The sequence below is a fragment of the Acinetobacter sp. SWAC5 genome (genome assembly GCF_003419885.1).
GTDB lineage: Bacteria > Pseudomonadota > Gammaproteobacteria > Pseudomonadales > Moraxellaceae > Acinetobacter > Acinetobacter cumulans.
Window position 1 is genome coordinate 33,774 of the sequence record NZ_QUWR01000022.1, and the last position, 23,955, is coordinate 57,728.

At 38.6% G+C, this 23,955-nt stretch carries 24 protein-coding genes; 16 read left to right on the forward strand and 8 right to left on the reverse strand.

Features of this window, described 5'->3' with window-relative positions:
* Nucleotides 1–769: 769 nt before the first annotated feature.
* The gene (locus DYI81_RS14640) at nt 770–1,246 is read right to left on the reverse strand and encodes a hypothetical protein (RefSeq protein ID WP_227520115.1); all 477 of its coding nucleotides are present in this window, start codon (nt 1,244–1,246) and stop codon (nt 770–772) included.
* Between the two features lie 388 nt (nt 1,247–1,634).
* Here DYI81_RS14640 and DYI81_RS14645 point away from each other — a divergent pair, with 388 nt between their 5' ends.
* The 3 genes from DYI81_RS14645 (at nt 1,635) to DYI81_RS14655 (ending at nt 5,742) form a co-directional block, all read left to right on the forward strand.
* Entirely contained in the window at nt 1,635–4,298 is a 2,664-nt protein-coding gene (locus DYI81_RS14645) for a type IA DNA topoisomerase (RefSeq protein ID WP_043041427.1), read from the forward strand.
* 16 nt (nt 4,299–4,314) lie between these two features.
* The gene (locus tag DYI81_RS14650) at nt 4,315–5,313 is read left to right on the forward strand and encodes a hypothetical protein (protein WP_043041428.1); all 999 of its coding nucleotides are present in this window, start codon (nt 4,315–4,317) and stop codon (nt 5,311–5,313) included.
* Nucleotides 5,314–5,508: 195 nt separating this feature from the next.
* Complete coding sequence (locus tag DYI81_RS14655; RefSeq protein WP_005028471.1) at nt 5,509–5,742, forward strand: hypothetical protein; 234 nt, start codon at nt 5,509–5,511, stop codon at nt 5,740–5,742.
* Nucleotides 5,743–5,823: 81 nt separating this feature from the next.
* On the opposite strand, the gene DYI81_RS14660 is transcribed toward DYI81_RS14655, so the two are convergent.
* The 4 genes from DYI81_RS14660 to DYI81_RS14675 form a co-directional block, all read right to left on the reverse strand.
* Complete coding sequence (locus DYI81_RS14660) at nt 5,824–7,632, reverse strand: zinc ribbon domain-containing protein (protein ID WP_038350045.1); 1,809 nt, start codon at nt 7,630–7,632, stop codon at nt 5,824–5,826.
* A 201-nt stretch (nt 7,633–7,833) separates the two neighbouring features.
* Nucleotides 7,834–8,163, reverse strand: a complete 330-nt coding sequence (locus DYI81_RS14665; protein ID WP_099143611.1) for a hypothetical protein — start codon at nt 8,161–8,163, stop codon at nt 7,834–7,836.
* A gap of 242 nt (nt 8,164–8,405) precedes the next feature.
* Entirely contained in the window at nt 8,406–8,867 is a 462-nt protein-coding gene (locus tag DYI81_RS14670; RefSeq protein ID WP_042892477.1) for an H-NS family nucleoid-associated regulatory protein, read from the reverse strand.
* Between the two features lie 111 nt (nt 8,868–8,978).
* Nucleotides 8,979–9,497 (reverse strand): DUF2726 domain-containing protein, encoded by a 519-nt coding sequence (locus DYI81_RS14675; protein WP_117007957.1) that lies wholly within the window; start codon nt 9,495–9,497, stop codon nt 8,979–8,981.
* Between the two features lie 218 nt (nt 9,498–9,715).
* Between DYI81_RS14675 and DYI81_RS14680 the strand changes: the two genes are divergently transcribed.
* The 3 genes from DYI81_RS14680 to DYI81_RS14690 all read left to right on the forward strand — a co-directional run bounded on the left by DYI81_RS14680 (nt 9,716) and on the right by DYI81_RS14690 (nt 12,007).
* Nucleotides 9,716–10,405, forward strand: a complete 690-nt coding sequence (locus DYI81_RS14680) for a hypothetical protein (protein WP_078389062.1) — start codon at nt 9,716–9,718, stop codon at nt 10,403–10,405.
* A gap of 340 nt (nt 10,406–10,745) precedes the next feature.
* Nucleotides 10,746–11,168, forward strand: coding sequence for a hypothetical protein (locus DYI81_RS14685; RefSeq protein WP_228199468.1), 423 nt, complete (start codon nt 10,746–10,748; stop codon nt 11,166–11,168).
* Between the two features lie 2 nt (nt 11,169–11,170).
* Nucleotides 11,171–12,007, forward strand: a complete 837-nt coding sequence (locus tag DYI81_RS14690; protein WP_042892488.1) for a nuclease-related domain-containing protein — start codon at nt 11,171–11,173, stop codon at nt 12,005–12,007.
* Between the two features lie 112 nt (nt 12,008–12,119).
* Here the strand turns inward: DYI81_RS14690 and DYI81_RS14695 are convergent, their stop codons facing one another.
* A complete protein-coding gene (locus DYI81_RS14695; RefSeq protein ID WP_042893444.1) occupies nt 12,120–13,157 on the reverse strand; it encodes a hypothetical protein in 1,038 nt (345 codons plus the stop codon).
* A 111-nt stretch (nt 13,158–13,268) separates the two neighbouring features.
* On the opposite strand from DYI81_RS14695, the gene DYI81_RS18145 reads away from it, so the two are divergent.
* The 6 genes from DYI81_RS18145 (at nt 13,269) to DYI81_RS18150 (ending at nt 18,932) form a co-directional block, all read left to right on the forward strand.
* Nucleotides 13,269–15,185 (forward strand): hypothetical protein, encoded by a 1,917-nt coding sequence (locus DYI81_RS18145; protein ID WP_240627430.1) that lies wholly within the window; start codon nt 13,269–13,271, stop codon nt 15,183–15,185.
* 119 nt (nt 15,186–15,304) lie between these two features.
* The gene (locus tag DYI81_RS14705) at nt 15,305–16,150 is read left to right on the forward strand and encodes a hypothetical protein (RefSeq protein ID WP_042893442.1); all 846 of its coding nucleotides are present in this window, start codon (nt 15,305–15,307) and stop codon (nt 16,148–16,150) included.
* Nucleotides 16,151–16,333: 183 nt separating this feature from the next.
* Entirely contained in the window at nt 16,334–16,837 is a 504-nt protein-coding gene (locus DYI81_RS14710) for a hypothetical protein (RefSeq protein WP_228160833.1), read from the forward strand.
* 35 nt (nt 16,838–16,872) lie between these two features.
* Nucleotides 16,873–17,796: a tyrosine-type recombinase/integrase gene (locus tag DYI81_RS14715; protein WP_240627431.1), complete on the forward strand. Its 924-nt coding sequence runs from the start codon at nt 16,873–16,875 to the stop codon at nt 17,794–17,796.
* Between the two features lie 75 nt (nt 17,797–17,871).
* Nucleotides 17,872–18,249, forward strand: a complete 378-nt coding sequence (locus DYI81_RS14720; protein WP_005006227.1) for a hypothetical protein — start codon at nt 17,872–17,874, stop codon at nt 18,247–18,249.
* A 20-nt stretch (nt 18,250–18,269) separates the two neighbouring features.
* The gene (locus DYI81_RS18150; RefSeq protein ID WP_227553516.1) at nt 18,270–18,932 is read left to right on the forward strand and encodes a hypothetical protein; all 663 of its coding nucleotides are present in this window, start codon (nt 18,270–18,272) and stop codon (nt 18,930–18,932) included.
* A gap of 75 nt (nt 18,933–19,007) precedes the next feature.
* Here DYI81_RS18150 and DYI81_RS14730 read toward each other — a convergent pair whose 3' ends face one another.
* Complete coding sequence (locus tag DYI81_RS14730; protein ID WP_043041554.1) at nt 19,008–19,436, reverse strand: hypothetical protein; 429 nt, start codon at nt 19,434–19,436, stop codon at nt 19,008–19,010.
* Between the two features lie 189 nt (nt 19,437–19,625).
* Between DYI81_RS14730 and DYI81_RS14735 the strand changes: the two genes are divergently transcribed.
* Nucleotides 19,626–20,159: a hypothetical protein gene (locus DYI81_RS14735; RefSeq protein ID WP_043041555.1), complete on the forward strand. Its 534-nt coding sequence runs from the start codon at nt 19,626–19,628 to the stop codon at nt 20,157–20,159.
* Between the two features lie 38 nt (nt 20,160–20,197).
* Here the strand turns inward: DYI81_RS14735 and DYI81_RS14740 are convergent, their stop codons facing one another.
* Nucleotides 20,198–20,839: an N-acetylmuramoyl-L-alanine amidase gene (locus DYI81_RS14740; protein WP_024160906.1), complete on the reverse strand. Its 642-nt coding sequence runs from the start codon at nt 20,837–20,839 to the stop codon at nt 20,198–20,200.
* A gap of 158 nt (nt 20,840–20,997) precedes the next feature.
* On the opposite strand from DYI81_RS14740, the gene DYI81_RS14745 reads away from it, so the two are divergent.
* The 3 genes from DYI81_RS14745 (at nt 20,998) to DYI81_RS14755 (ending at nt 23,793) form a co-directional block, all read left to right on the forward strand.
* On the forward strand, nt 20,998–21,561 hold the full coding sequence (locus tag DYI81_RS14745) for a hypothetical protein (RefSeq protein ID WP_046127930.1): 564 nt from the start codon (nt 20,998–21,000) through the stop codon (nt 21,559–21,561).
* Between the two features lie 104 nt (nt 21,562–21,665).
* Nucleotides 21,666–22,493: a heteromeric transposase endonuclease subunit TnsA gene (locus DYI81_RS14750; protein WP_017781026.1), complete on the forward strand. Its 828-nt coding sequence runs from the start codon at nt 21,666–21,668 to the stop codon at nt 22,491–22,493.
* Nucleotides 22,494–22,506: 13 nt separating this feature from the next.
* The gene (locus DYI81_RS14755) at nt 22,507–23,793 is read left to right on the forward strand and encodes a DDE-type integrase/transposase/recombinase (RefSeq protein WP_228199465.1); all 1,287 of its coding nucleotides are present in this window, start codon (nt 22,507–22,509) and stop codon (nt 23,791–23,793) included.
* The last annotated feature ends 162 nt before the right edge of the window (nt 23,794–23,955 follow it).

Here is a 23,955-nt window from a genome sequence, read left to right on the forward strand (position 1 = left end):
CTTATTAGAGATCGGTTATATTACGAATCAAGGGATATTACCCTATTTAATAAACTATTAGACTGAGATTGTTCTAATAGTTTTTTTTTCCCTTTTTTTGACATTTCCTCTTTTTTCTTCTATAGCTTCTGCTATATTTCTCCATATTTTTCGTTATTTTGGTTAATATTTAATCAATGTTAAAAGCATAAATAATCAGCAACTTAGCCATTTATACCCACTACTATCCACAAAAACCTGTGCATAAAAAAACCAAATATTAAATCCCAAAATGGAATTTCTTCAATTTTAAGCTATAATTCCGCACATAGTTTTAATCATTGTAGTGGACTTAGTTATGAGCCATGTAGACCAAATAGAAAGGATTAAAATTACTAACCGCGAAATCGGAATATTGCCTAACAATGTGCCAGTAGTAGATCAGTTTTTGAATAACTACCGCACACATAAAGCATCAACGACTCATTCAGTGGCTAGTAATTCACCTTTAATGAACATTACCAATTCAATGCATGTGCATCGAGTAGAAGATTCCCCCTATACTCAACCTATTCGTAAACTTCATTAGAAATAAAAAAAGCAGCGATTTCGCTGCTTTTTTATTGCCTATTGGATTTCTTTAGTGCTGATCCATATAGCTTTGAGTGAGCTTCTTACGCTCGTAATTCTCTTTGAGCTGTATGCCAATACCAATAATTATTATAGGTAAAATGGCTAGGGCAAAAAGAATGCAGATCGAATCAAAAATTGGCCTGGGCATATGAGCGCATTATTGCGGATTCGCATTGGTTAATTCCTCCAGTGTTGGTGGTTTTGTGGCGACTGGTTCATTTGCTGGTGCTTCAGGTGACACTTCTGGTACTTCAGGTGTTGAATTTGGTTCTTGTTGTGGATCTAACTTGTCTTCATAAGACTCTTGTGGAAGGCTATTGCTTGCAACAAAGTTATCTAGAATATCCTGAGCCTTATATGCCTTATTGCATTCGTCATTTGAGGCGTACATTTCTTTTTGTACGCTATCGTCTAAATACTTTTCTCGGCCATCACTAACATCATCGCTGTAATAACCAGCTTTCTTAGCAGAATCTATATAAATGGAATAACAAATATTTAAAACATTACTACGCTCGTAATCATGTTTGTAATACCAGTCAATACTACGTTCCTTTGCATCAGTTTTCGTATCTTCAAGGTATTGATCTAAGCGTTTCTCTTGTGGCGTAGACGAACACCCGATGATTAACAATGAGGTGCTTAAAACTATAAGTTTTTTAATCATGGTTTTAGCTTAAAACAAACGATACCTTTATAGTACAACATTAATTCGTTAAATAATATTTTTGGAATTTTAATTTGTGATGGTTAAACATTGCATTTTCAAACAATTAAGCCGTTTTTTCCCATAATTTTAGATAAATATTGTTGTCTTTTTGCGCGTAGAATATTGAAAACAGGAAGTAATTTAACCACTTGAAATGTTCATCCAACTAAAGATTAAGAAATAAGCCCTTAAAAGTGTTTGTTTATCAACCCTTAAACCTATTTAAACATTTTAAAATTGTATATACTAAAACCATTACTAGATTAACTTCAGTAATTATTACTAAAGAAAGTTAAAAATTGGATGAATTTTAATGAGTAGTTTGTTCATAGTAGAGTCACCCGGAAAGGTCGAAAAAATTCAACATATCTTGGATGACCTGTATCCGCACGAATTCGTTGTACGCGCTTCAGTTGGCCATGTATGTGATTTACCTAATCATGAGATCGGTTTTTCATATCCAGCCTTTGTTCCTAAATACGAAATATCTCAAAATAAAACACGCGTTGTTCAAGAATTAAGACAGGCTGCTAAAAATGCAGATACGGTTTTCCTCGCAACTGACTTGGACCGTGAAGGTGAAGCCATTGCATATCACTTAAAACGTATCCTGAACTTATCTGACGATCAGTATATTCGCGTCAAATATAACGCTATTGATAAAAGTACGATCGCTAATGCACTTCAAAATGGTGAAGAGCTGGATCAAGGTATGGTGGCATCTCAAGAAACACGCCGTTTCCTTGACCGTATGATTGGTTTTTACTTGTATGAGCCAATTTCAAATATTTTAAAAGGCAAATTTCCTGTTGGCCGTGTTCAATCTGCCGTACTCGTTGTGCTTGGTGATTTAGAAGATCTACTGAAAAACTTCAAATCACATGAACATTACAATCTTGAAGTAACTCTAAAACAAGGTTGGGCTGCGAAATGGGATTTTTCTAAGTGGCTTAATCCTGAAATGAAGGATGTGCACAATAACCAGTGGTTAGATAAAGCTTCAATTACCCGTCTACAAAACGTAATTGATAAAAAAGACTTAACCATTACCAGTGTTGAAACTAAGCCATCTTTCCGTAGTGCTCCAGCGCCGTTTATTACTGTTGATCTGCAAGCTGCAGCTGCAGCGCGTCTTGGTTTGGATCTAAAACAAACTATGGAAGCAGCGCAAAAGTTATATGAAGGTGGTTATATCACTTACCATCGTACTGATGCTGCTGTAATTTCGCCTGAGGGGATGCAAGCTCTAGAAGCTTTTGGTGAGAGAGAGGGCATTGCGATTATCGGCAATAAAGCCAAATCTCGCGATGGTGCTCAAGAAGCACATGAATGTATTCGTCCTAGTGACTTCTTTACCTTTGAAGCTGGTGAGGACCAAGTTCAAAAGGATCTATATCGTCTAATCTGGTTGCGTACTGTTGCATCGCAAATGGCTCCAGCTGAATACGAAGTTAAATCCGTTATAGGTGTCTATAAAGATGTCACTCTCAATGTAGATGGTGAAAGCATTACTAAAGATGCTGAATTCAAAGCTTCTAGCCGTATCTTAAAAGAAGATGGCTGGTTGGGCTTATTAAAGACCTACAGTATTGATGAAAATGCACTTGAATACGTGGACGGTGAAGAAGATTCAGAAAAAGAACCTGAACATACGCTACCTATAGATATTGAAGTCGGTCAAAACCACAATGTTATTGCTGGTAAAGTTATCGCGACCAAAACCAAACCACGTTCACGCTACACCGTACCATCATTGGTCAAATTACTTGAGAAAAAAGGAATTGGTCGTCCTAGTACTTACCAATCAATCTTTGAACGGTTAATCAAGCACGGCTATATCAAGCTTGTTAAAAAGAAAATTGAAGTTACACCGCATGGATTGAAGTTGATTCAAAACATTAGAGGTAAGTTTAGTTTTGCAGATCCGCTTTACACCAAAGAAATTGAAGAAACACTGGATCTAATCGCTACTGGTGATGCCGATTACAAACAAGAACTCCAAAAGTTCCATTTAGGGATTGAAAGTGAATTAGGACAGTTCTCAAAACATTGGCTTGATTCATTCCCTGTCTACAAATGTAATAACTGTGATGACGGACGCATGTTGCCGAAAATCGGTACCAATCGCGACAAAACAACATCGGTCTACTGGTCATGTAATTCATGCAAAAGTTCAGCGCCAAACAGAAATGTTGATGGTAAAGATGAACCGGGTAAGCCAACTGTACGTGAGCCAACTGCTCATTTATGTTTATGTGGCAAATCACTGACTCAGGTTACAACTGATAAATCTGTATTTTTTGAGTGCTCTCAACGTGCGTTCGTAGATGGCACCTGTAAAGAAACATACCGTTCTACAAATGACGAAAGCGGTAACTTGGTTCCTGATTTTGACGAATATCGCCGTAACCATACATACAAATGTCAGCTTGAAGGGTGTGGCGGTTGGTTGCGTGAGTTAAAAGGTATTTCAACTTCTTCAGGTAAGCCGTATCACTTCTTTTCTTGTGAAAAATCCAATCCAAACCTGAAAGGCAAAAAATGTAAGTCGGGTCCATTAGAGGTGTTCCCTGATGGTAGTCCTAACTACGAGCCAAGATTCCAAGTGACCAAAACAGAGTATCCATGTATCTGTAAAAAGCCTCTTGTACATACCAAGTACCGCAAAGAACCTGGTGTTTACGAAGAGCGATACAGTTGTGAAGCTGCATCATGTAAACGTTATTTCGACATATTGCCAGATGGATCACCAGATACCCAACTTACAAAATCTCGCACTGGCAACGAAGCCAAGTGTTTTGAGTGTGGCCAGACCATGATTCAGTCTGCATTTAATTTACGTGGTGAACGTAAGTATAAATGGGATTGCTTTAGCTGTGGTGCAAGTGGATACGACAACAACGGTGAGCCAGTTCAACGTGGCAAAAAGAAAGCCAAGTCTAAATCGACCTCTAGAAAAGCTAAATCAAGTAAATAATTGAATAGGTGAATAAATGAGTAATCACGAACCAGATGATATGGACAACATCGGGAAGGAAGCTGAAGAAGCGATCAAAATCCAACCCGATGATGAACATGTAAGTGAGCCTGAACAGCCAGCCAAGACAGCAAAGAAGGGCAAAAAAGTAAACATTGATGAAAACTTTTTTGCTAAGCATAAAAAGCTAATCTTGATTGGCGGTGGTGTTCTTTTCTTTTTGTTATTTGCTGTGGTTATTTTTGGCAATCAAAACATCGAAGTTGAACGTCCACAACAAAGCGATGTTGAACTTGAAGCTCGACTGCAGAGTGAAGTTGCAAGACGAGTAAAAGAAGAAAGTATGAAATTGGCTGCTCAGCGCAATAAAATTATCGACCGTATTAGTCGTAACTTTGACTGTAACGCACCACAAGTATTCTGTCATGCACAAGATACGTCAGAACCGTATTCAACTGTCGTTTCTAGTTTGCAGAACTTCCAATTTCAGCCAGATACGCCGTATGAAGTTTACATTGAAGTCTACCCCTTGAAAGTGGATGCCCAAAACCCACAAACAAGTCAGCGTAAAGGAAGTGTTTGTAGCCCGAACAACGTGCACCTTTTCTTATGCCAAAAAATCGTAATGAAAAATCCTGCGCTTATGGCCAATCAGATCCGCGAACTATATGCGCTACTAACGCCGTCTATGACTTATCGCTTGCAGATCAGCAGTCGTCCAATTACGCCAAGTGACATCGATCTGACATTGATTACTACCGAACTGGACAAAATGAATGCCGATTCTGCAACTGCTAGTGAACCTGAATTGGAGTGTGTACCGCCAGATCCTAAAAAAGATCCTGTTGCGTACAACTTATACGAAACAGGGGGCATGTCTTGTCAAGACATCATGAAGGACTTAGCTGCACGTAAGACAACTGCTCCAGCTGGTCAACCTGGTCAAGCTCAACAAAGTGGTGGTGAACAACCACAACATCCTGATGCATTTGGTACGCCAGTAGCAACACATTAAACATACTAATAAGAAACGGATTGATTTTGGTTAATCCGCTATTAATTGGCTTTTGGTTGAGAATACTAATTTAAGCATCTGTTTATCAAATAGATCTTAAAAAAATGAAACAATAAAATGCAGATTTATTCTGCATTTTTTAATTTTCACATTACAATAGTTTAAATTCGCAACTTTTAAGCAACCGGGTACGCTATGAACAACCCAACCAAAATTCAAGATCTGCAAGTGGCAGATTTGCCGTCCACGTTTAAGCTGAAGAAAAAACATAAAGAAGAAGTTTTTCTGAAGTACAAAGAGTTGAATGAGGCACTATTCAAAGTAGGGTACATTCCAGTGACGTTCTCAGACTTTGTGCATGCACTTATAGAAACTGGCGTAAAGGGATTTTCTGTCGAAGAATATGTCAACGCTCAATTAAACTCTTAATTTTAGAACTCTAATTATTTTTTTGATGTCAAAAAAAAAATGGACCACATTCGTAATCCATTCCTTTATTTTCTTTAACGATTAACTTTCTATTTTGGTACCACACTGAGGGCAAAACAGCATATTGTCCTGAAGTGGTTCACCACATTTCACACAAAACATATTCTTTTTCGGTTTGATGACCACGGGCACTTGATCTGATAGATCCTGACTGTGCGTTTCAGGGTTATTCATCAATCCAAGATGTGTACCATGTGTTCTTGGTGAGCTTTTATTGATTGCGTTATTCATCTGGTTCATAGATGACATGCGGTTAATATCTGCTTCAGACGTTGGGGCAACCACAATGCTTTGGCTTTTGGCAAAGTCGGCTAAATGCTCTTTCAGTACAACAGCATCATCAGTACAAGCAGTCATGCTCAAGATCGCACGGTTTTGATATTTACCGAAGGTCGTTGTGCTAATTTCAGCGTACCAGACACGTAACGTCATGGTTTCAACATTGATGACTTCTTTTTGTGATTTCACGCTGTCGTCAAGGTAACGGCCAAAGTTAATTTGAGACAATTGATAGCTACCTTTAGCCTCAACCCATATTAGTTTTGATACAAAGTCAAAACGGCTCCATAGGTAATTACCGTGCTCAAAACAAAACTTCCCTAAGATCCACATCGATACACCAAAGAAACCATAAGTGAAGACGCTAAAATCCAGATAGCTTCCGTTATATAGACCTTTGGCAAAAATAGTCATTAATACGACTGAAGCAATAAAACTTAACAATCCAAAACTATTGAGGATGGCTAACCAGCGATACTTTTCTTCTTTGAAGCATGAGCTCAATGTCATATCACGAAGGGTATTGATTGGCACTGGTTGAGTTTCTTCTAAGATCTCACCCTCAAAAGCACCGTTTTTACTGCGAGAGTTGATAACTGGCAACTGGCGTGAATAGATTCTGTTAGGAATAGCACTTTCCCAATTCTTTTGTAGATGGCGTTCAAGTTCATCAAACAACTGCATTGGTTGGCAATTCATACTCAAACTATCCTGAACGACTCCAGCACTGGCTTGTGGTGGCTGTTTTACCATTTGAGCAATCACGGCCAAGAAGAATATCGCAATCGCAATCAGCGCTGCAATTAACGTAAAAATTGCTTTATCCATGCTTGGCAACCAAATAGGTGCAACTGCATGTTGGGTAAGGATAGGAACCAATACAGGTCCAAGAATGGCGACTAAAACCAAACCAATGACTTTAGATAAACCAATTTCTTGTGCACCTGAGTTCGGATTAGCCATAGGACGCAATAAAACAATCAAAATAATGGCGTTGTAAACAATCCCAAGCCAAGCACCTGTATTGGGTGATGCACCCACATACGCGATTAGAGCACTCACTAAGGTAATCAGAAAAACAATCGCATTTTGAAATTGAGCTTCTGCAGCGTTACGGATGAATAATGGCGAAAAAATAAGATTAGGGAACAGTGAATATAGAATCCCGTTCACTGAGCCTTTTGGTTCTTCATAAATCAAAGCGCTTTGGCGTAGGATCTCTTTAATATCGGTTGCACCAGGATAAGCACCAGTTTCTTGAATGGATAACTCCTGTGCAAGTCCGGCTGGTTGATCACGACCAAAGTAGAACTTTAGGTTTGATAAGCCTGTGGTCAGCAGTAGAGCGCCATAACTGAACATTGCTAGACCAACTATAAGCGGTGGTAGTGCAACAAATACACCGTTACTGAATAGACCTTTTGCACTGAAAATTAAGCTTAGGCCAGCCAGCATAAAAACGATGGCACCGATCACTTTAAAAATGTTTTCTATTCGGTAGGGATTAGGGAATTCAAACCGCTTATCTTGCGAGTTATATTCATATGCCATTTTTAATACTCCTTAACGCATTTATCTAATTACGTTTTAATTGGTTAATTATAACTAAGTCGTGGGGTATAAAGTTTTTTTAGTTAAAATGAATCACTGTTTTAGTTAAGTTTTAATAAGGGAATTTAAAAAGTATTTTAAAGGCGCATTAAAAAAGGGGATAACGAATCCCCTTTAAAGATGTACCAAGCTTATGTGCTGTTATTTGTTTTGATCTGCTTGTTTTTGAGCATCTGCAGCTGCAGCGTTCAGCATAGAAGACATATCATTTTGCTCGACCTCTTTTGGTGGATTTTGTTCTGCAGTTTTTTGATGTGCATCAAAATCGTGGCCCTCAACTTTTGAAGGTTTTTCATTATCGACATAAGTTTCACGCGCTGCTTGTAAGTCTGCAGATGGATCTACTTTGTCAATTTGTTCATCTGGTTGAATAGGTTTTGATTGAGATGTTGATTCTTCTTTTTTACTACAACCAACTAAAACCAAACCTACAGATAATAAGCCAGTTAATAATAGAGTTTTGAATGACATTTAATCGCCTCCAGCGAAACATAAGCAAAGGTATAGTCACATATACTTATAATGTATATACCAAAATTTAACTAAAACTAGTCCGTTGTATAACGTGACCTTTATAAAAACGGTTTAAGTATATACCAATTGCAAATTTTCTTGTTATGGGCTGAAAGCTAATAGACTAGGGTATCGCTTAAGGACACTATATAGTGGCAAAAAAAAACCACCTTTTACGGTGGTTTCACTAGTTTTAAAGATTAAATCTCTTTAAGGTCTAGATTTTGTTCGCAATAACTACGTACTGCTTCTTTATCTGTAGGATCAAAACCCTTTTCAGTCATTTCTTCACGTAACCATTTGATTACTTGACCGCGACCAGCCCAACGTAAGCTGTTGTTCTCACGGTGAACCCATTCATGCGTAAGCTTACGTTTTTGACGTCTTACAGGCTCAACTTTTGTGGTTTCAATGTGGTTGTTTTTTAGATATTCGCTAAGTGTATGGATGTCCACAACACCATCGGCAGTAATTTTTTCTGAAATGATTGCATTAATGGCACTAACAGCATCGTGAAAAGCTTGGTTTTCTTTAACGACTAGTTGTTGTTGAAGTTCTTCAATATAAGTCTGAAGTTCAACAGGTGACATTTGAGCAACATTTTCTGGTTTTGATACATTTAACATGTCATTAGTTCCAGTATTGCGAGTTAAGTTGTTCATGATTAAACCTTTAGAAATATATTTGAAAATTAATTCAAAATATCTCTTACGACAAAACCATTTTTACACAATTACATTATTAAAATCAATTAGAGTTAATCGTATTTATACCTAAATATACCTTGAAATGGTTTTTCTTATAACTTTTATGTCGGGAATTTCCTTAAACCTAATGACAGGAATGCCAGCACTCTTCAAAAGCTCGTCACGCCTTTTATCTTTATCCTGGGTATATTTATGATAATGCCCATCAAGCTCAATAGATAATATAGGATTGTAGTCTTCATCAACGATCAAATAATCCACGTAAAGCCTAGAAAACTGATTTCGGATACTTATGTTTTGCGTGGTCATAAAAGCACTCATGCTTACTTGCACCAAAATGTTGCGTGATGGAATGACCTGTTCTAGTGCATCAAGCATTATAATCTCGTCTTTTATAAGGACTTTTTTAGATACAAGCTCCTGATTCTTTTGAGGCTTACGATAGCCTTTTGGTGAATTCTTTTTGGCTTTAGTTTTAGGTTTGCGAAATACGCCACATAAAGCAAAAATGAACTTAAACACTATATAAAACAATAATGAATAAATTAAGAATTTTAACAATAAGGAATTTAAAATCGTTTCCATAAACCTAATACATAACAAATTTTAAAGGGTGCTTAAACTTCTTAAACATATTAGATAGTTTTAACGGTGATTGATACGAATTAACTAAAAATGTTTAAGGACTATTAGTGATGCAATGTTAAAAATAGTATAATCTTGTAAAGACAGCTTAGAACCAGTTTTAAAAGTAAAACTGGTTCTCACAAATAACACCGACTATTTCACTGGAAAAGTTTAAAATGGTATTTAATAAACGTACTTTAGCTTTACTGATTGGTACAATCTCGCTATCAGCACACATCTATGCCAACAACACAACCGTTAAAGTCACTCAAACTCCAATTGTATCATCTTCACCAATTCCCTTAGTTAAAGCTAATGCAATTGAACAATACTATATCAACGTTAAACATCGCTTTAACGGTGCGGAATTTGAACAACCGCCTCGTAAAATTAAGAGCATTAAACTTAACTTGAATGTTATTAATAACGGGGAAGTGGTTTTAACGGCGCACGAAGCTGATAAATCCAAGCTAGAAGACTATTTACAGCAAAACCCTAAAAACTCGGAACTATTGGCCAGTTACGTTGCTCGTATGATCAATTACAACCACGGCTATACGGTTCCTGAAAACAAGGGTAAATACAGCAAGTATGCAAGTACGACTGTATATGAAGCTCTACTTGATGAATTGAACTATAACTTTGCAACTACGCCAGTAGTATCAGTAGATAACTATGCAAGCCAACAACAGCTTGAATCTGCTTATCTATACATCCTTTCTCGTTTAGATCCACAAGAAAAAGCGGTGTTTTGGCAATTTGTGAACACATACAAAGTAGGGGATAAGATTGAGATCCCTGAAGGTACTGTTATAGCAGATGTCTTGAACACTTATAAAATCCAATTGAATTTTAAAGCGCCTTAATCACTAAACAGGTAAGGAATATTTAGGAACAAACTATATTATTTTTTAAAGTTATTTTTTACCTGTTCCTATATGTATTCGCCTTTTTATGTTTCCTCATGGTATAGGGTGTTTTTATTAAGCTGGTGATGTATGTTGCAGCGCTATTTGGCGTCAATACAGCTTCTATGGGTGCTTTATTCATTATTTTGGGGGTCCATTACAGCATCAGCAATAGTTGGATCATGAAATTGCTCAAACCATAAATTTCGGAACTTGACTTTTAATCAACCAATATATTGCTCGAAAATTAGAAGCATTGGGTTGATGTGATTATTTCGGATTTGTTATTAGAAATTAATTGAAAGCAGTATTTTTTAACTTTAGGTGGAATGAAAAGGTGATTTTTTCAAGTATATTCACTGGTCTTTTTATGACGGTGGGTTTCACAGCGTTAATTTATAACTACGTGTTGATGGGTGGTAATTCTGGTTTGTTCTTTTTGGTTTGGGGTGGTGCTTTCTCTCTAGCAGGATTGTATTTCCATTACCACGGAACAATTGGGCAAATTGGGTGGCAGAGACAGCGCTTTGTTCGTAACACGCAAACACTTGAATGGTATAAGACTGAATACCCTCAATGTGTTGTGACTACAAATATCGTGAAATGTTGTTTTTGCGAAAGTACATCAATTCGCAGATATGCCTTAAAAAACAATACTTACAAAATTCGCAACTCTTGTGCTAAATGCGGTGAAGTTTTGTTTTATACGGATGAGGATTAATAATGACTATTCATGCGTATTATGGTGATATTAGCCACCTGAAAAATGAACAAAAAATGTTTGATGACTTATTAACCCAATTGAAGCTTCATTGGGGTAATAGTGAAGATTGGATTTATTTGTTCTATAACACAATGTGGTCAGGTCAGGAAATTGATGTTATTGCTTTCACCAAGGAAGCAATCGTTGTTATTGACCTAAAAAACTATTCCGGCAATCTAGTTGGGTCGGAAAATGGGGAATGGCTGATTAATGGTGAGCTTGAGGTTCAGGGTGGTTCTCAGATTAATCCATTTGTTCAGATTCGGAAGAACAGATTTGCTGTTTTAGAGTGGTTCAAAAGTGCTGAATTGTTTACCGACCAAAACTTAGGTTTTATTAGTGGTTGCATCATCCTGAATGAGTTATCTAGTACGCAAATGGATTTGTCTCATTCGGTAAGAAAGTGGTTTTATGTTACCGATATTGCTAATTCAGTGGATACTTTGTCTAGGCTCCATACCAAGGGGATTAGTCTTGCTAGTGATGATATTTTATACCTAGTAAACAAGTTAAAACTTAAAGAATATTCTTGGGATCAGGGTGTTGCTCCTAGAGTGCGTAATCTTATTCAGTCAGATGATCGTGATACTCCAAGTGATAATAGTCGTGATCAAAGTTCCGCTCCGATCAAATACACATTACATGATCAAATGGAAAAGAAATTCAAAGGTGTTTTAGCACCGTACCTATTTTTCTATGGAACGGTCATCATCTGTTTAGCTTTTGCTTTTCATATTGCAAATGGTATGAAAGTTGGAGGGATTTTTTACTTATTTGGTTTGTTCTTTGGTCGCTAAAAATATCATCTAGATAGATGTTATTCAGGTTGGGATTCCGTAATTATTAAACCTTTTTCTTTTTGCATTAAAAAAGCCTACATTGTAGGCTTTTAGCTTTCTTAGATCTGTATTACTGAATTAAGTCGTCAACGGCTTCACCAAGGTAGGTTGGATCGTATTGCTTATACAAATAGTTTTCCAGAATTGGTAAATCTGGTGCTAAAACCATTCGCGTAATTTTAGGACGATCTTCTTCAAGGTTAAGCTTCACATGTACGGCGAAGAAATCAATGTTGTTCGTGATGAAGTCATATTCTTTACGACCAGTACTTTTGAGTTGATCAACCATACGCGAAAAGTAGTGGTTATTCGTAATAGAGCAATTCAAGAACTCTAACGCATCTTTTTCAGTAACATTAATTTCAATAATGTTATTAAGGAAGGCCAGCTCTGGTTTAATTAAGTTGCCGTTACGGTCTGCAGTTAGACATTTTGTAGAAAAGGTACCAATACCAGCCATACGACCATCATATTTCACAAAACCGTGCTCTTCAGATGCAACTAAGTTTGACGCATGAACGTATAGAGTAGGGTGGTGCTTTGTATTCCACTCTAAATCAATAACGTCAGTTTCATTTTCTGCATAGTGAGATTGTAAAAGAGATCTATTGAGGTTGGTATAGAGGACTTGATCAAGCTCTAATACTTTACGGCGATATAGCTCAGCGAAGGCAATACCGTACTGAGACAAGATATTACATGTTGTATTGAAGCTATTGCAGTAAATCGCACGGTTATCGTTACCGCCGTCACGATCCTCACTGACTACAATTACATGGTTCCCTAAAACACCATTGATTTTATAAACCACAATTGAGCCTAATGCGAAGTTTTGGGTAAGTAGTTCTTCACCCTCAAATCGTACTGCCGTGCAGTTTTTAATATTTTCTGCGCTTAAAGGATAATTACCCGGTGTGATGGACCACAATGTTGATACTGGTACAAATAGAGGCTCAATAGCACTACTTAAGTCAACTCGACCAATCGTGATGATGCTTGTGCCGTTAAAACTATCGCCCTTGTGTTCTGCAACGGCTGATGTTCCGATCGTACCTGGTATTTGTGCGTTCTCTGAAGCGCTATTATTTGGTACAACTGATTCTGTCATGAAACAACTCACTAAAAGTTTTATCTTTGTTTAAAAATACCACATGATAAATAGTATTAAAACTTATACTAGTATTATAAGATGATCTTTAAGATTCATAAAGGTATATTTATGCTAAACCATAAAACCCAAGTTTGTTTTTTTAATAACCTGATTGGACGTTTTTATAAAAATCATTTGATCATTGATGTTAAAACTTTAAACCTAGATTTTATTTTAGATGTTATTGAATTCCCGACATCAATTGAAGGTTTCAAAAAAGCACCTAAAGTATCAAAAATTAAAATACCTTTTACGCAACTTGCTCAGGATCTTCAGCCACAAAATTACCTAGATTTAGTCCAATCTGATGCCAAAAATCTGTATCTGCAGATTGGGCAAAAAAGACGTTATATTCACGGCGAACAAACTAATTTTTCATATGCTACATCGGTGTTTCAGCAGATCGGTGATGATGAAGTGCTCCAGCTTGAGGCTTTGAACTATGCACTGAAGCTCCAAAGCATTACTAATGGTATTCAGCAGCATACAACAGCGATTGAGACATATATCGAGCTAAAGCCTTTACGATATGCGTTTAGCTTAGATACGTTCATAAGTGCAACTGCAGATCTAGATCAACCTTTCGATACTCGTGAAGCGCTTTCTGGCCATATCGTTAACCATTGGGAAAAATGGGTTAAAGCAAACAATATCACCAGTGAAAGTTCTTATGATGCGGTGCTAATAAATACCGATAAATTAATACTGGTTCGAGTCGGTATTCACTCATTCTCAGTGAAGATTACAGACCTTGAAGTGGCTGACGGCGTTATCTATGCTTCTCTTTGTGATTTAGAGCTCTTACAGGTGCTTCTACCAACGTTCTTTGATGGTATACCTTGCCGTATTACTGCATATGCCGATATGAACATTCAATATGCTGTATCGCAATATAAGACTTGGCTATCAAGTCAAAACCTGAAGGAGATCCAGTACGTTCGCAAACAAGGTATTGAGAAGTACTTGCGTAAAAAATTAGAAGATGAAAGTGACTTAATCGGTAACGCGCAACTTGCCAAAACCCTAATGAATACCAGCTATACAGAACAAACAGTCTCGTTTTTTTCTGACGCTTGGGGATTATCGTACGCAAACCATTTTGAGAAGAAAATTCGTCATGCTTTTGATCTGGTCATACAGGCTTTGGATCATGAAGGGATCTCATTAGAGCAGCTGCAGTTCATCAATAGCCTAACAAAAGGGGCAATTGAGAATGCTATTAACGAGATGCTGAACAAGACTGGTTCGCCGTTAAACGTGGTACCAACACTCACTCAAGAATTACTGTTAATTTGCGATGAATTCAATGCCAAAAAACTCAACATATCAAGTGAGCTCTTGGATGCAATCACTCAGTTTGCAGAACAATATGCAGTATCACCACTGTTGGCCATTAAGCGTGATAGCGCCGTGTATTTGCTGTATGAACCATTAGATGCCGATAATCAGTTAATTGATTATGAATGGTTTTCTACTGCGGTATATACCAAAAATCAGTTTGTGCCTGAAGCAGATGAACAACATAAAACAAATGTAGCGGATCTTCTTAAATCGGTTGAAGTACTGCATGTATTCAAGCCGAATATCCTGTCGTGGACCAATGGCAAGGTATTTGAAACGCCAGAAGAAAAGAAAAATGCTTTTATGTTATGTCTCACACCTGAAGCATTTGAAAATCAAATAGAATTCTTACGCACGAAGAACGCAATACCAGGATATTTTAAAAACCTGATTACATCCTTAGGTGGTTTAAATTCAGTGGCCACGGAACAAGATAAATACGGTGTATTTTTGATTGAGTCGATCGCTAAAAATTTGACTGGTTTTGCATATCAAGGACAACTCTTTCCTATCGATCAAAATGCCCAAATTGACTTAGATCAATGCTCAAATTTAACGCTTAATTCTAAACTACTACCAAAAAACTACCTGACCTTTAAAAGACTAATGAGATTAAGCGATAGTTTAACGAATGGCGTTAAATAGGTTTAAGGAATATTATTATTTTTACTTTAAGTTTAAATAGTGGTTTTTTAAATGCACAAAAATAAAGTATTATAGTTTCAAACTTAAAACCCTTTTTAAAGTTATATAGAGAATACTGAATGAAACTATTAAAAACTGCGATGGTGGGTATCCTTGGTACTGTATTAGCGCATACAGCTTTCGCATTTGAGGATGAAACTATCCCAACACCGAACTTTAAGGAAGCGTATGTAGGACTTTTAACGCCATCTAAAAGCTTTAATGTTGTTGCTGGTGGTCTTAGACCTGAGATTAGCGAATACAAACTGTCTGATAGCTATTTTGAAAACAATTCAAATCAGCGTTATAAAGCGACAGCTCACCTTTACCAGCAAATGAATACTCAGCAACGTGCGATGTATATATTGCTTCAACATACAGCGTACTTAAACGATATTTTCTATCCTCAACGTAATCCGCTGACCAATCCGAACGTATCTGACGAACAATTAAATGTAGAGCCGGTACTTAAAAAGCTCCAGTCATTCCGTACTGATAATGGCCTGGTTGAAAAAGTTGTAGACCGTGAAACGATGCTCCAAGCATTAAAAGCACATTATGACTATTACATGCGTGACCAATTCACCGTGCGTTTTTATGGCAAAAACCAAAATACCTTTACCTATGGCATTGATAACTTTTCAGGTTTAAAAATTCGTTCGGTAGAAGGGAATATTCGCATTGTCGATCGCAAAACAGGTACATTGTTGGGTGATTCAATGATTAAGTTAAACCACTGGATTCCATCTAACCGTGCCAAAGAGCGCCGTACTATTGATTTGCCGTCTACCATGCCTGAGTGGAAGGACGTAGACATTAAAGATCTTGCAATCAAATTCCAACCAACTGCAATCACTACCATGCAGGGTAAACGCATTGATATTAATAAGATCTATGCGTACAACACTGAAAAATTCAATTTTTAATGCATAAAGCGGTCTATCTCGACCGCTATTTTTTTTGCTTATGTACAATTATTAACCGTAGCCTAAGCAAAAGTTATAAGTTACTTTTCCCACGAATCAAATTAAGGTTGAACCTATGAAAAAAGCTCTCCTATCAATTGCCACTGTAATCATGGTCGGGGATGCTCAGAAGTGCCGAATGATATGTCACATATCGATGTTTTTTCTTCCGATCGCTACCTATCAACTGCACATCAATTTAATAAGCTTGTTGATGATACGTTTAAGTATCCGTATTCTAAAATACCGTTTTTTCTAGTGACGAAAGGGTGGAGTGTTAGTGGTCCAAAAGAGCCAGTATCGCAAATTGTGTATAGTTGCTTAACTTCTAATGAAGTGGAATTAGTGACAAAAATTAAGCCACTCATGCCCGAAGTGACCTACATCAAAACACCTGAAAATCAGGTGAAAAATTGCATCATTAAACATTCAAATGACTCAATTAATGCTGATGCATTGAATGACCTTAAAGCTTTCCCTTTATTCCAAAAATATGCAGACAACCCATTTTTACGTAAGACCGTGGATGCTGCGAAAGCAGATGGCAAAATCTCAGTAAAAGAATATATGGATATTGTGCAAATTGTCATAAAATTAATTGGGGCTGACAAACAGGTTCAGCTAGAGAAAACTATCCAAGAGCTTTAAGTATTCATATGTCGGAAAATCTATCCATGCATAGCATGACGAACGAAGAATTGATTCAAGAATGGCTTGATAGCCTGAAGCTTGAAAATAAGTCCGACATGACGATTAATGAATACAAAAAGAGCTTACTTTTGATGTTAGAAATGCCTTTTTTTAAAGGTAAACATCTATTGGAACTAGACCGCGATTACATCACATCATTTCGGTTGCATCGAATCGATGTTGATATTGTTTCTGCAAGAACACTCAACAAAAATTTATCAGCTTTAAAAAACTTCCTGAACTATTGTCTGCGTAAGGAATATATACCTGAAAACTTCTTTTCTGACATTCGGGTTAAGTTCAAAAACCAAAGCTTACCGCGCCCGATCGCCGTGAATACGTTGAATGAGATACTTGATAACAAGACGCCATTAAATCCGAAATACAATAATCAAAAGTTAAGAGATCTAGCAGCTGCAGAAATTGCTTATTCTGGCGGTTTACGTATCTCTGAATTACATGCCATCAAACTAAGTGATATCAACCTCAGTGCTATGCAACTAAAGGTATTGGGTAAAGGAAATAATGAACGGATTGTTTTTTTAGGAAAAAAATCACTAGAGGCTATTTCTACTTGGCTTTTAGTTCGTAATCGTTGGATTTCAAAAGCTGGAGTAGAAGACTGCGGATATTTATTCATTGCACCATCTGGCAAACATATTGCGAAAAACCATTTAGGTGCATGCATTACAGCTCTGTTAAAGGCGCATGGTTCTGGAAATATTGGTAGTACTCATGCTTTGAGACATAGTTTTGCATCGCACTTGTATAACAAAACAAAAAATATTCGCGCCGTTCAGGAAATGCTAGGTCATAAATCACTATCTTCGACACAAGTATATATTCTTGTAGATCACGAAACGTTGATTAGTTCTTATAAAGATGCACATCCACGCGCTAGAGCGAACCAAGATTAATAATTTATTCGCTTCTTGTACTTCTAAAGATATATCGTAAACGATCGAAATAATTAACTTTTGATGGTGCCCGTAATGGCTAAGACTTTTGAACAAGTAAAAAAAGAATTTTTCAATACAAGGGTCATCACAAACAATCGACTACCTAAGCGTGGTGAAAGCCACAAAATTGCTGTGAAACTTGGTTTAATAGACCAAAAACAATCAACATATGTTAAAAAACAGAAACTTTCATATGTTGGCTTATCTGTAATTGAGTGTTTTGAAGAAGCTGGTTTAGATGATGTCTATATCAATGAAAAAATTGAAGAGTTTTCAGAGCTAAAAAACTATACTTCATTACATAAGGCATTAAGAATACTTGATGACGGCCACATGGCCCGTTTAGCAAAAAAATTAGAGGTTTCAGTCGATATGCTCAATGCGACATTGGCTGTGCTGAATAAAATATAAAAAACGGATTGAACCAACCCATGAATGCAAATGAGCTTTATGAAAAGTTACAGCAAATTGGTAAGCCACTGGTCCACGTAGAAAGCCTCGTATCTACAATGCAGTTGGAAATCCCTGTTGAGGAGATTGAAAAACACATTGAACTTTTCGGGGTTAATTTTTTACTGGTAGAAGTTGTTCGATATACCTTTGACGGTTTTCTATCTCCAGAGTACCAACACTATATAGACGAATTCATTGCAGAAAATGAACTGGATGAAGATGTCATTTTGAATATCAGAAATAAAACATCATCAGATATAGGCCTGGTTAATGTTGGCTTTAATCTAAATGGTTGCATCCTTGGCTTAACCCATACGGATGAATGGATGGAACATTTATTCCACTTGGTTAAGTTCATTACTGACAGTGAAAAACGCGAGAAAAGTAGGAACTTTTTGTCTGAACAAGACAAAATCAAGGAACAAAAAGTTTTAGAAAAACAAGCCAAAGAAAAAGAAAGGGAAGTGATGATTCAACAGGTAGAGGATCTCACCAATACCGATGATTTTAAATTATGCAAAACGAAGGGTGAAATATTGTTGTTTTGGGAAAAGAACATTCCTGACCTATACAAAACTCTATCCAGAACTTTTATGGAAACAATGTCTAAGAAATATATCTCTATATTGCGTGGCTCATGAAGTGATACGATATGAGGAAGAACAACGAGTAGTGCATAAATCAGCGTTCTTGAACAACGCAAACAACAATAAAAATTAGTACTCAGCATTCACCAAAGTTTTGTATTGAGAATATTTCGTCAAATTTACTGTGTCACGTACTTGGCCATATTGAATACTGCCTAGATCTGAGTAGGTAAGGTTTTTCTTTTGAGATACTGCAACCAATAATTCATAGTTATTTCTTTGATTGAGTTCAATTGCTGAAGCGATATTTTTGTCTTGGCTCACTTGAGAAGTAATGCTTTGGATCTCCTTTCTATCTGAAGCAGATACATCCAATGTAGTTAAATAAAATCCGATCGATAGAAATATTGTGGCGGTTAAAGTGAATAGGGATGCACCAGTAAGATAAACGGCGCGTAGAGTTCTATACTTTGTATAAACCACAACTGAAGATATGCAGATTGCCAAACATAGCGCAAGAATAACGGCATGTTGGTCTAGATAATCTGAGAAAAGCATTGTAAAGCCTGAAGTACAAAAACATGTTATATCACTTAGCTACCAAGCCATTTGTAGTATTTGAGACTTATCGTATATATGAAATATAAATAGCAAACCTTTGGTATATACTGAATCGGTTTAAAGTGCTGAAACAATAGGCTTTAGAAATAAAATACTAGTCAAAATGTGAATAATCAGGGGGTACACATGGGGCAAGCTAAGCAAAGAGGTACAGCTCAAGAACGTGCTGAAAGTGCAATTCAAAGTACGATTGATGCAACCTTGGCAAAGATTAAGACCGTACTTGATGGATACTATCAAGACATGCCGAATAACTTCTCGCAAGCTGAAAATTACTTTACTGGATATGTCGCTGCATTTGATATTAAAGATGGGATGGAACTTGAAGGTAAAGAGTCTGAATGGGCTTATGATGGTTTACCTACGCCTACCGCTTTACTCAAACTCGTTGAAACTGAGTTAAACGAAGTGATACGTGAAGATAAAGAGTTTTTGGATGACTTTGATCCTGAAATGTATATTGAAGAACTAGGCGAAAACTTGATGTTCTTCCGCTATATAGGTGCTTCTAGTTTCGATACGCCAGATGATGTTTTGCATAATATTCAAACAGTGTCATTTTGGGCGCCACACTTGGTCATGATTAATGGCGTATGGCATAACACTTATGATGCTGGTGCGGTCAATGATGATGGTGAAACGGTCGGCATAAGATTCTAATTCTAGAGGGGTGCATATTGATTACTGCAGCATGCACCTTATTGGTTTAAACATTGCTGTATCGACTGAGCAATATTTTCAGATATTTTCCAGATTACTTTCTGATTAGATAAGCGATTTGCTTCTTCAGGATTGGCAATCACGCCGATCTCAATTAAAACCGCCGGCTTTTGTGATTTCTTCAGGACCACTAGATTGTCATATTGATATACGCCATTTGAGGTCAAAAGCTTTTTGTTTTCACCTGGTATATTCATGCCATGGTAAGTAGAAGGGCTTTCACCAATTGATTTTAGGTTCTGGCCAATGAGATTGGCGCATTTCAAACTTTTTCCGTATTCTGGATTTTTCTTTGATACAAAAATTGAAAAACCTTTGAGTTGATTCTTGTACTTGGTCAGCTCAGTAGGTATTGAGTCGTGGTGCACCGAAATAAAAAGATTAGCATTAGGGTATCTGGTCGCACGTTGAACCAGTGAGACTTTATCTTCATTCACTGAAGATCTGAGCACTTGGACATGACGCGATTTAAGAAAGTATTCAATAGAATTGACCATGCTAAGGTTGTAAGTGTATTCAGGATAGCCGTTAGCTGCAGTAGATCCAGCTTGTTTTGGTGAATGGCCAACATCAAGTACTACTGAATTTTCAGCAAAGATAGATTGTGTAATGATTGACATTGCTAATATCGATATACATTTTAGCTTTAGCACAATTAAAACCCTTTAAGCTATTATTATGGTTTTAAGTATATTTAATTTAAAAAAAATTAAAAGGTTTAAAAGGTTTTGTTAAAATGGTTTTAAGATGGTTTTAAGATGGTTTTAAAGTACTTATCATGAGAGCTCTAAATACAATTTTGGATATAAAATTTATACATCGACTGTTCACTCAGTTTGTAGAACATCACCCACGACCATTGAGTGTTCACTTCCTGAAAGGCACCTATATAGATGAATTAGAGGGTTATAAGTCTAAATGGCTCGTTCGTTCTATTCAGCGTCTTATTAAAAATTGGGTCCAATTGGGGATGATAGAGGATCTAGGGCGTTCTACTTGTCGCTCATCTAAATATTATAGATTAAGTAAGTATGGTGAGCTGTTCCTTAAAATATATAGAACGAATGCTAATGTTAACTTTTATGACAATCCTAAGTTTAAGATATTAAAAAAAGATATTTCATATCGTTATTTTACCTTTACATATTTTGCAGTTTGCCAAAACAAATCCTTTAAATTGTCAGATCTGCAAAAACTTGGTGACTGCCTGAATTACCACATTCACGGACGTTCTTGGCAGCGTAATATTAATTTGTTCATTGAAGCTGGAATTATTTCATGTGAACGTCAATGTCCATCAGAAAGTTATAATTATCATGTAATCAATGTGGGATGCAAATAAAGTTTCATCCGTACAAATAAAGTATCATCCTTACAAATAAAGTTTCATCCTAAGCCTGTATCCGCTATGTTGAGGTCATCGACACGGTGGATGCAGGCTTTTTCATGTCTGGAACATTCAAGGGCCTGACCCAGGCACAGATTGATAGAAGGCTCAAGGAGGGGCGTGGCCAAGGCCAGGGACGGGACTACAAGCCGTTCATCTACACCAGGGATGTGTCCTCGTTGGGGCGCTCCCACCGCCTGCCTGGCAGCAAGACCCGGCGTCTGCACCATCTTTTATCCGATCTTGAACTGGCCATTTTCCTGACCTTGGATCGGTCTCCCCAGGTCACTGATATCCGTGAGCAGTTCCCGATGCGGGCCGAAGATACGGTGCGCATCGCCGAGGAACTTGGCCTTGCTCACGGTCGCTACAAAGGAATCCCTCAGGTTCTGACCAGCGATTTCCTGGTGGATTTTGATGACCCCCAGCGCCCATCCGTCGCGATCCAGGCCAAGTACAGTGCCGATCTGCAGAAGCCGGAAGTCATCGAGAGACTTGAACTTGAAAGGCGCTACTGGCAGGAAAAAGGGATTCCCTGGTTCATCATCACGGAGCGCGAGGTATCCAGAGAGGCATTTGCCAATATCCAATGGCTCTATCCGGCCCATGCTGAAGACGACATTGCACAGGATGATCTCGCACACTATCAGCAGCTGTTCTTGCTCGAGTTTCAGCGTCACCCAGACCGGAAGCTGACCGCCATTGCCCAGGAAATGGATACTTCCGGCCAACTGGAGGCTGGTCAAGCACTCTATTGGCTACGCCAGCTGCTGGCTCGGCACTGGTTTCTCTTCGATCTTGACACCCCTTACCGCGTGCTGAAGCCGAAGGATCTAGCTGCCAACCCTCATCAGATTCATCAGGAGCTGATCAGTGTTGTCCGTTAATCAGGTGTTCCGTATGGGAGAGCTCCGAAAGCGCCTGCTCTGGTCCGGTACCGAGCAGGCTGTCTGGATTGATATCGATTTGGACACGGCGCTGCCCGAATCGATATCGGTTGCAGAGCTGGAGCGTCTGATTATTGAGGGTGAGCTGGAGAGCATTGGCGATCCCTTCGAGGAGACGGTCCTTCGGGAGGTGGAGGCAGGCTCCCCTGACCAGCTGAAACGTGATGAGGCGTGGGCGATGCTGGCGGATTATATGCACGATCCCCAGCTTTTCGTGCGGCGCCCCAGAGGGCTCATTGTCGGAAGCATCATGCAACGCCATGGTGTCACCAAACAGACGGTGTACAGATTACTGAGGCGCTACTGGCAACGAGGCATGTGTAGGAACGCCCTCTTGCCGGACTATGTCAACTCGGGTGCCCGTGGCAAGCGCCGAAAGCCGAACAGAGCCAAGCTGGGCAGGCCAAGAGTGGTGATGGCGGGGAAAGGGCGTAATGTCACGCCGGATATCGAGCGCATTTTTCGCCGGGTCATCGAGGAACGCTTGCTCAAGGAAAAACATCCGTCCATTCCTGATGCCTACGCCTCCGGGCTGAACCTGCTCCGTGCTGTTCAGCCGGAGCTGCCGACCTCCGAACTGCCTACATTGGGGCAGTTCCGGTACTTCTATGGGCGCGAATATCATTTCACCGACACCTTGCCGCGCAGGATGTCCGCAGTGGACTTTGCCAAGGACTTCCGGCCGCTCAACAGCACATCGACGACTGAGACCCTGGGTCCAGGATACCGTTACCAAATAGATGCCACCATCGCAGATATTTATCTGGTTTCAGAGCATGACCGCAGCCTTATCGTCGGCAGGCCTGTCGTTTACATGGTGCTCGACGTGTTCAGCCGCATGGTCGTTGGTATGTACGTCGGATTCGAGGGGCCCTCCTGGGTCAGTGCCATGGTGGCATTGGCCAACACGGTCGCCGACAAGGTCGAGTATTGTCGCCAGTATGGTTTGGAGATCGATGCCAGCGATTGGCCGGTCAAGGGTTTGCCGGATGTGATACTGGCCGATAAGGGCGAACTGAACGGCACCAAGGTTGAGGCATTTTCCCAAGCCTTCGGCGTCCGCATCGAGAACGCACCGGCCAGGCGAGGTGATGCCAAGGGCATCGTCGAGCGCTATTTTCGAACGGTGCAGGAGCGTTTCAAGCCTTACGCCAGCGGTGTGGTCGAGGACACTACCAGCCGGAAGCGAGGTGGCCACGACTACAGGCTTGATGCCAGTCTGACAGAGATGGATCCGTAAATTTGAACAACTCCTATAAGTGATATTCTGCTCCTCAAATGATGTTATAAACATCAATATATGGAGTATTTTATGACACGTAGACCAAGAAGAAATCATTCAAATGACTTTAAAGCTAAGGTAGCACTTGCTGCGATTAAAGCAGAAAAAACACTTGCTGAA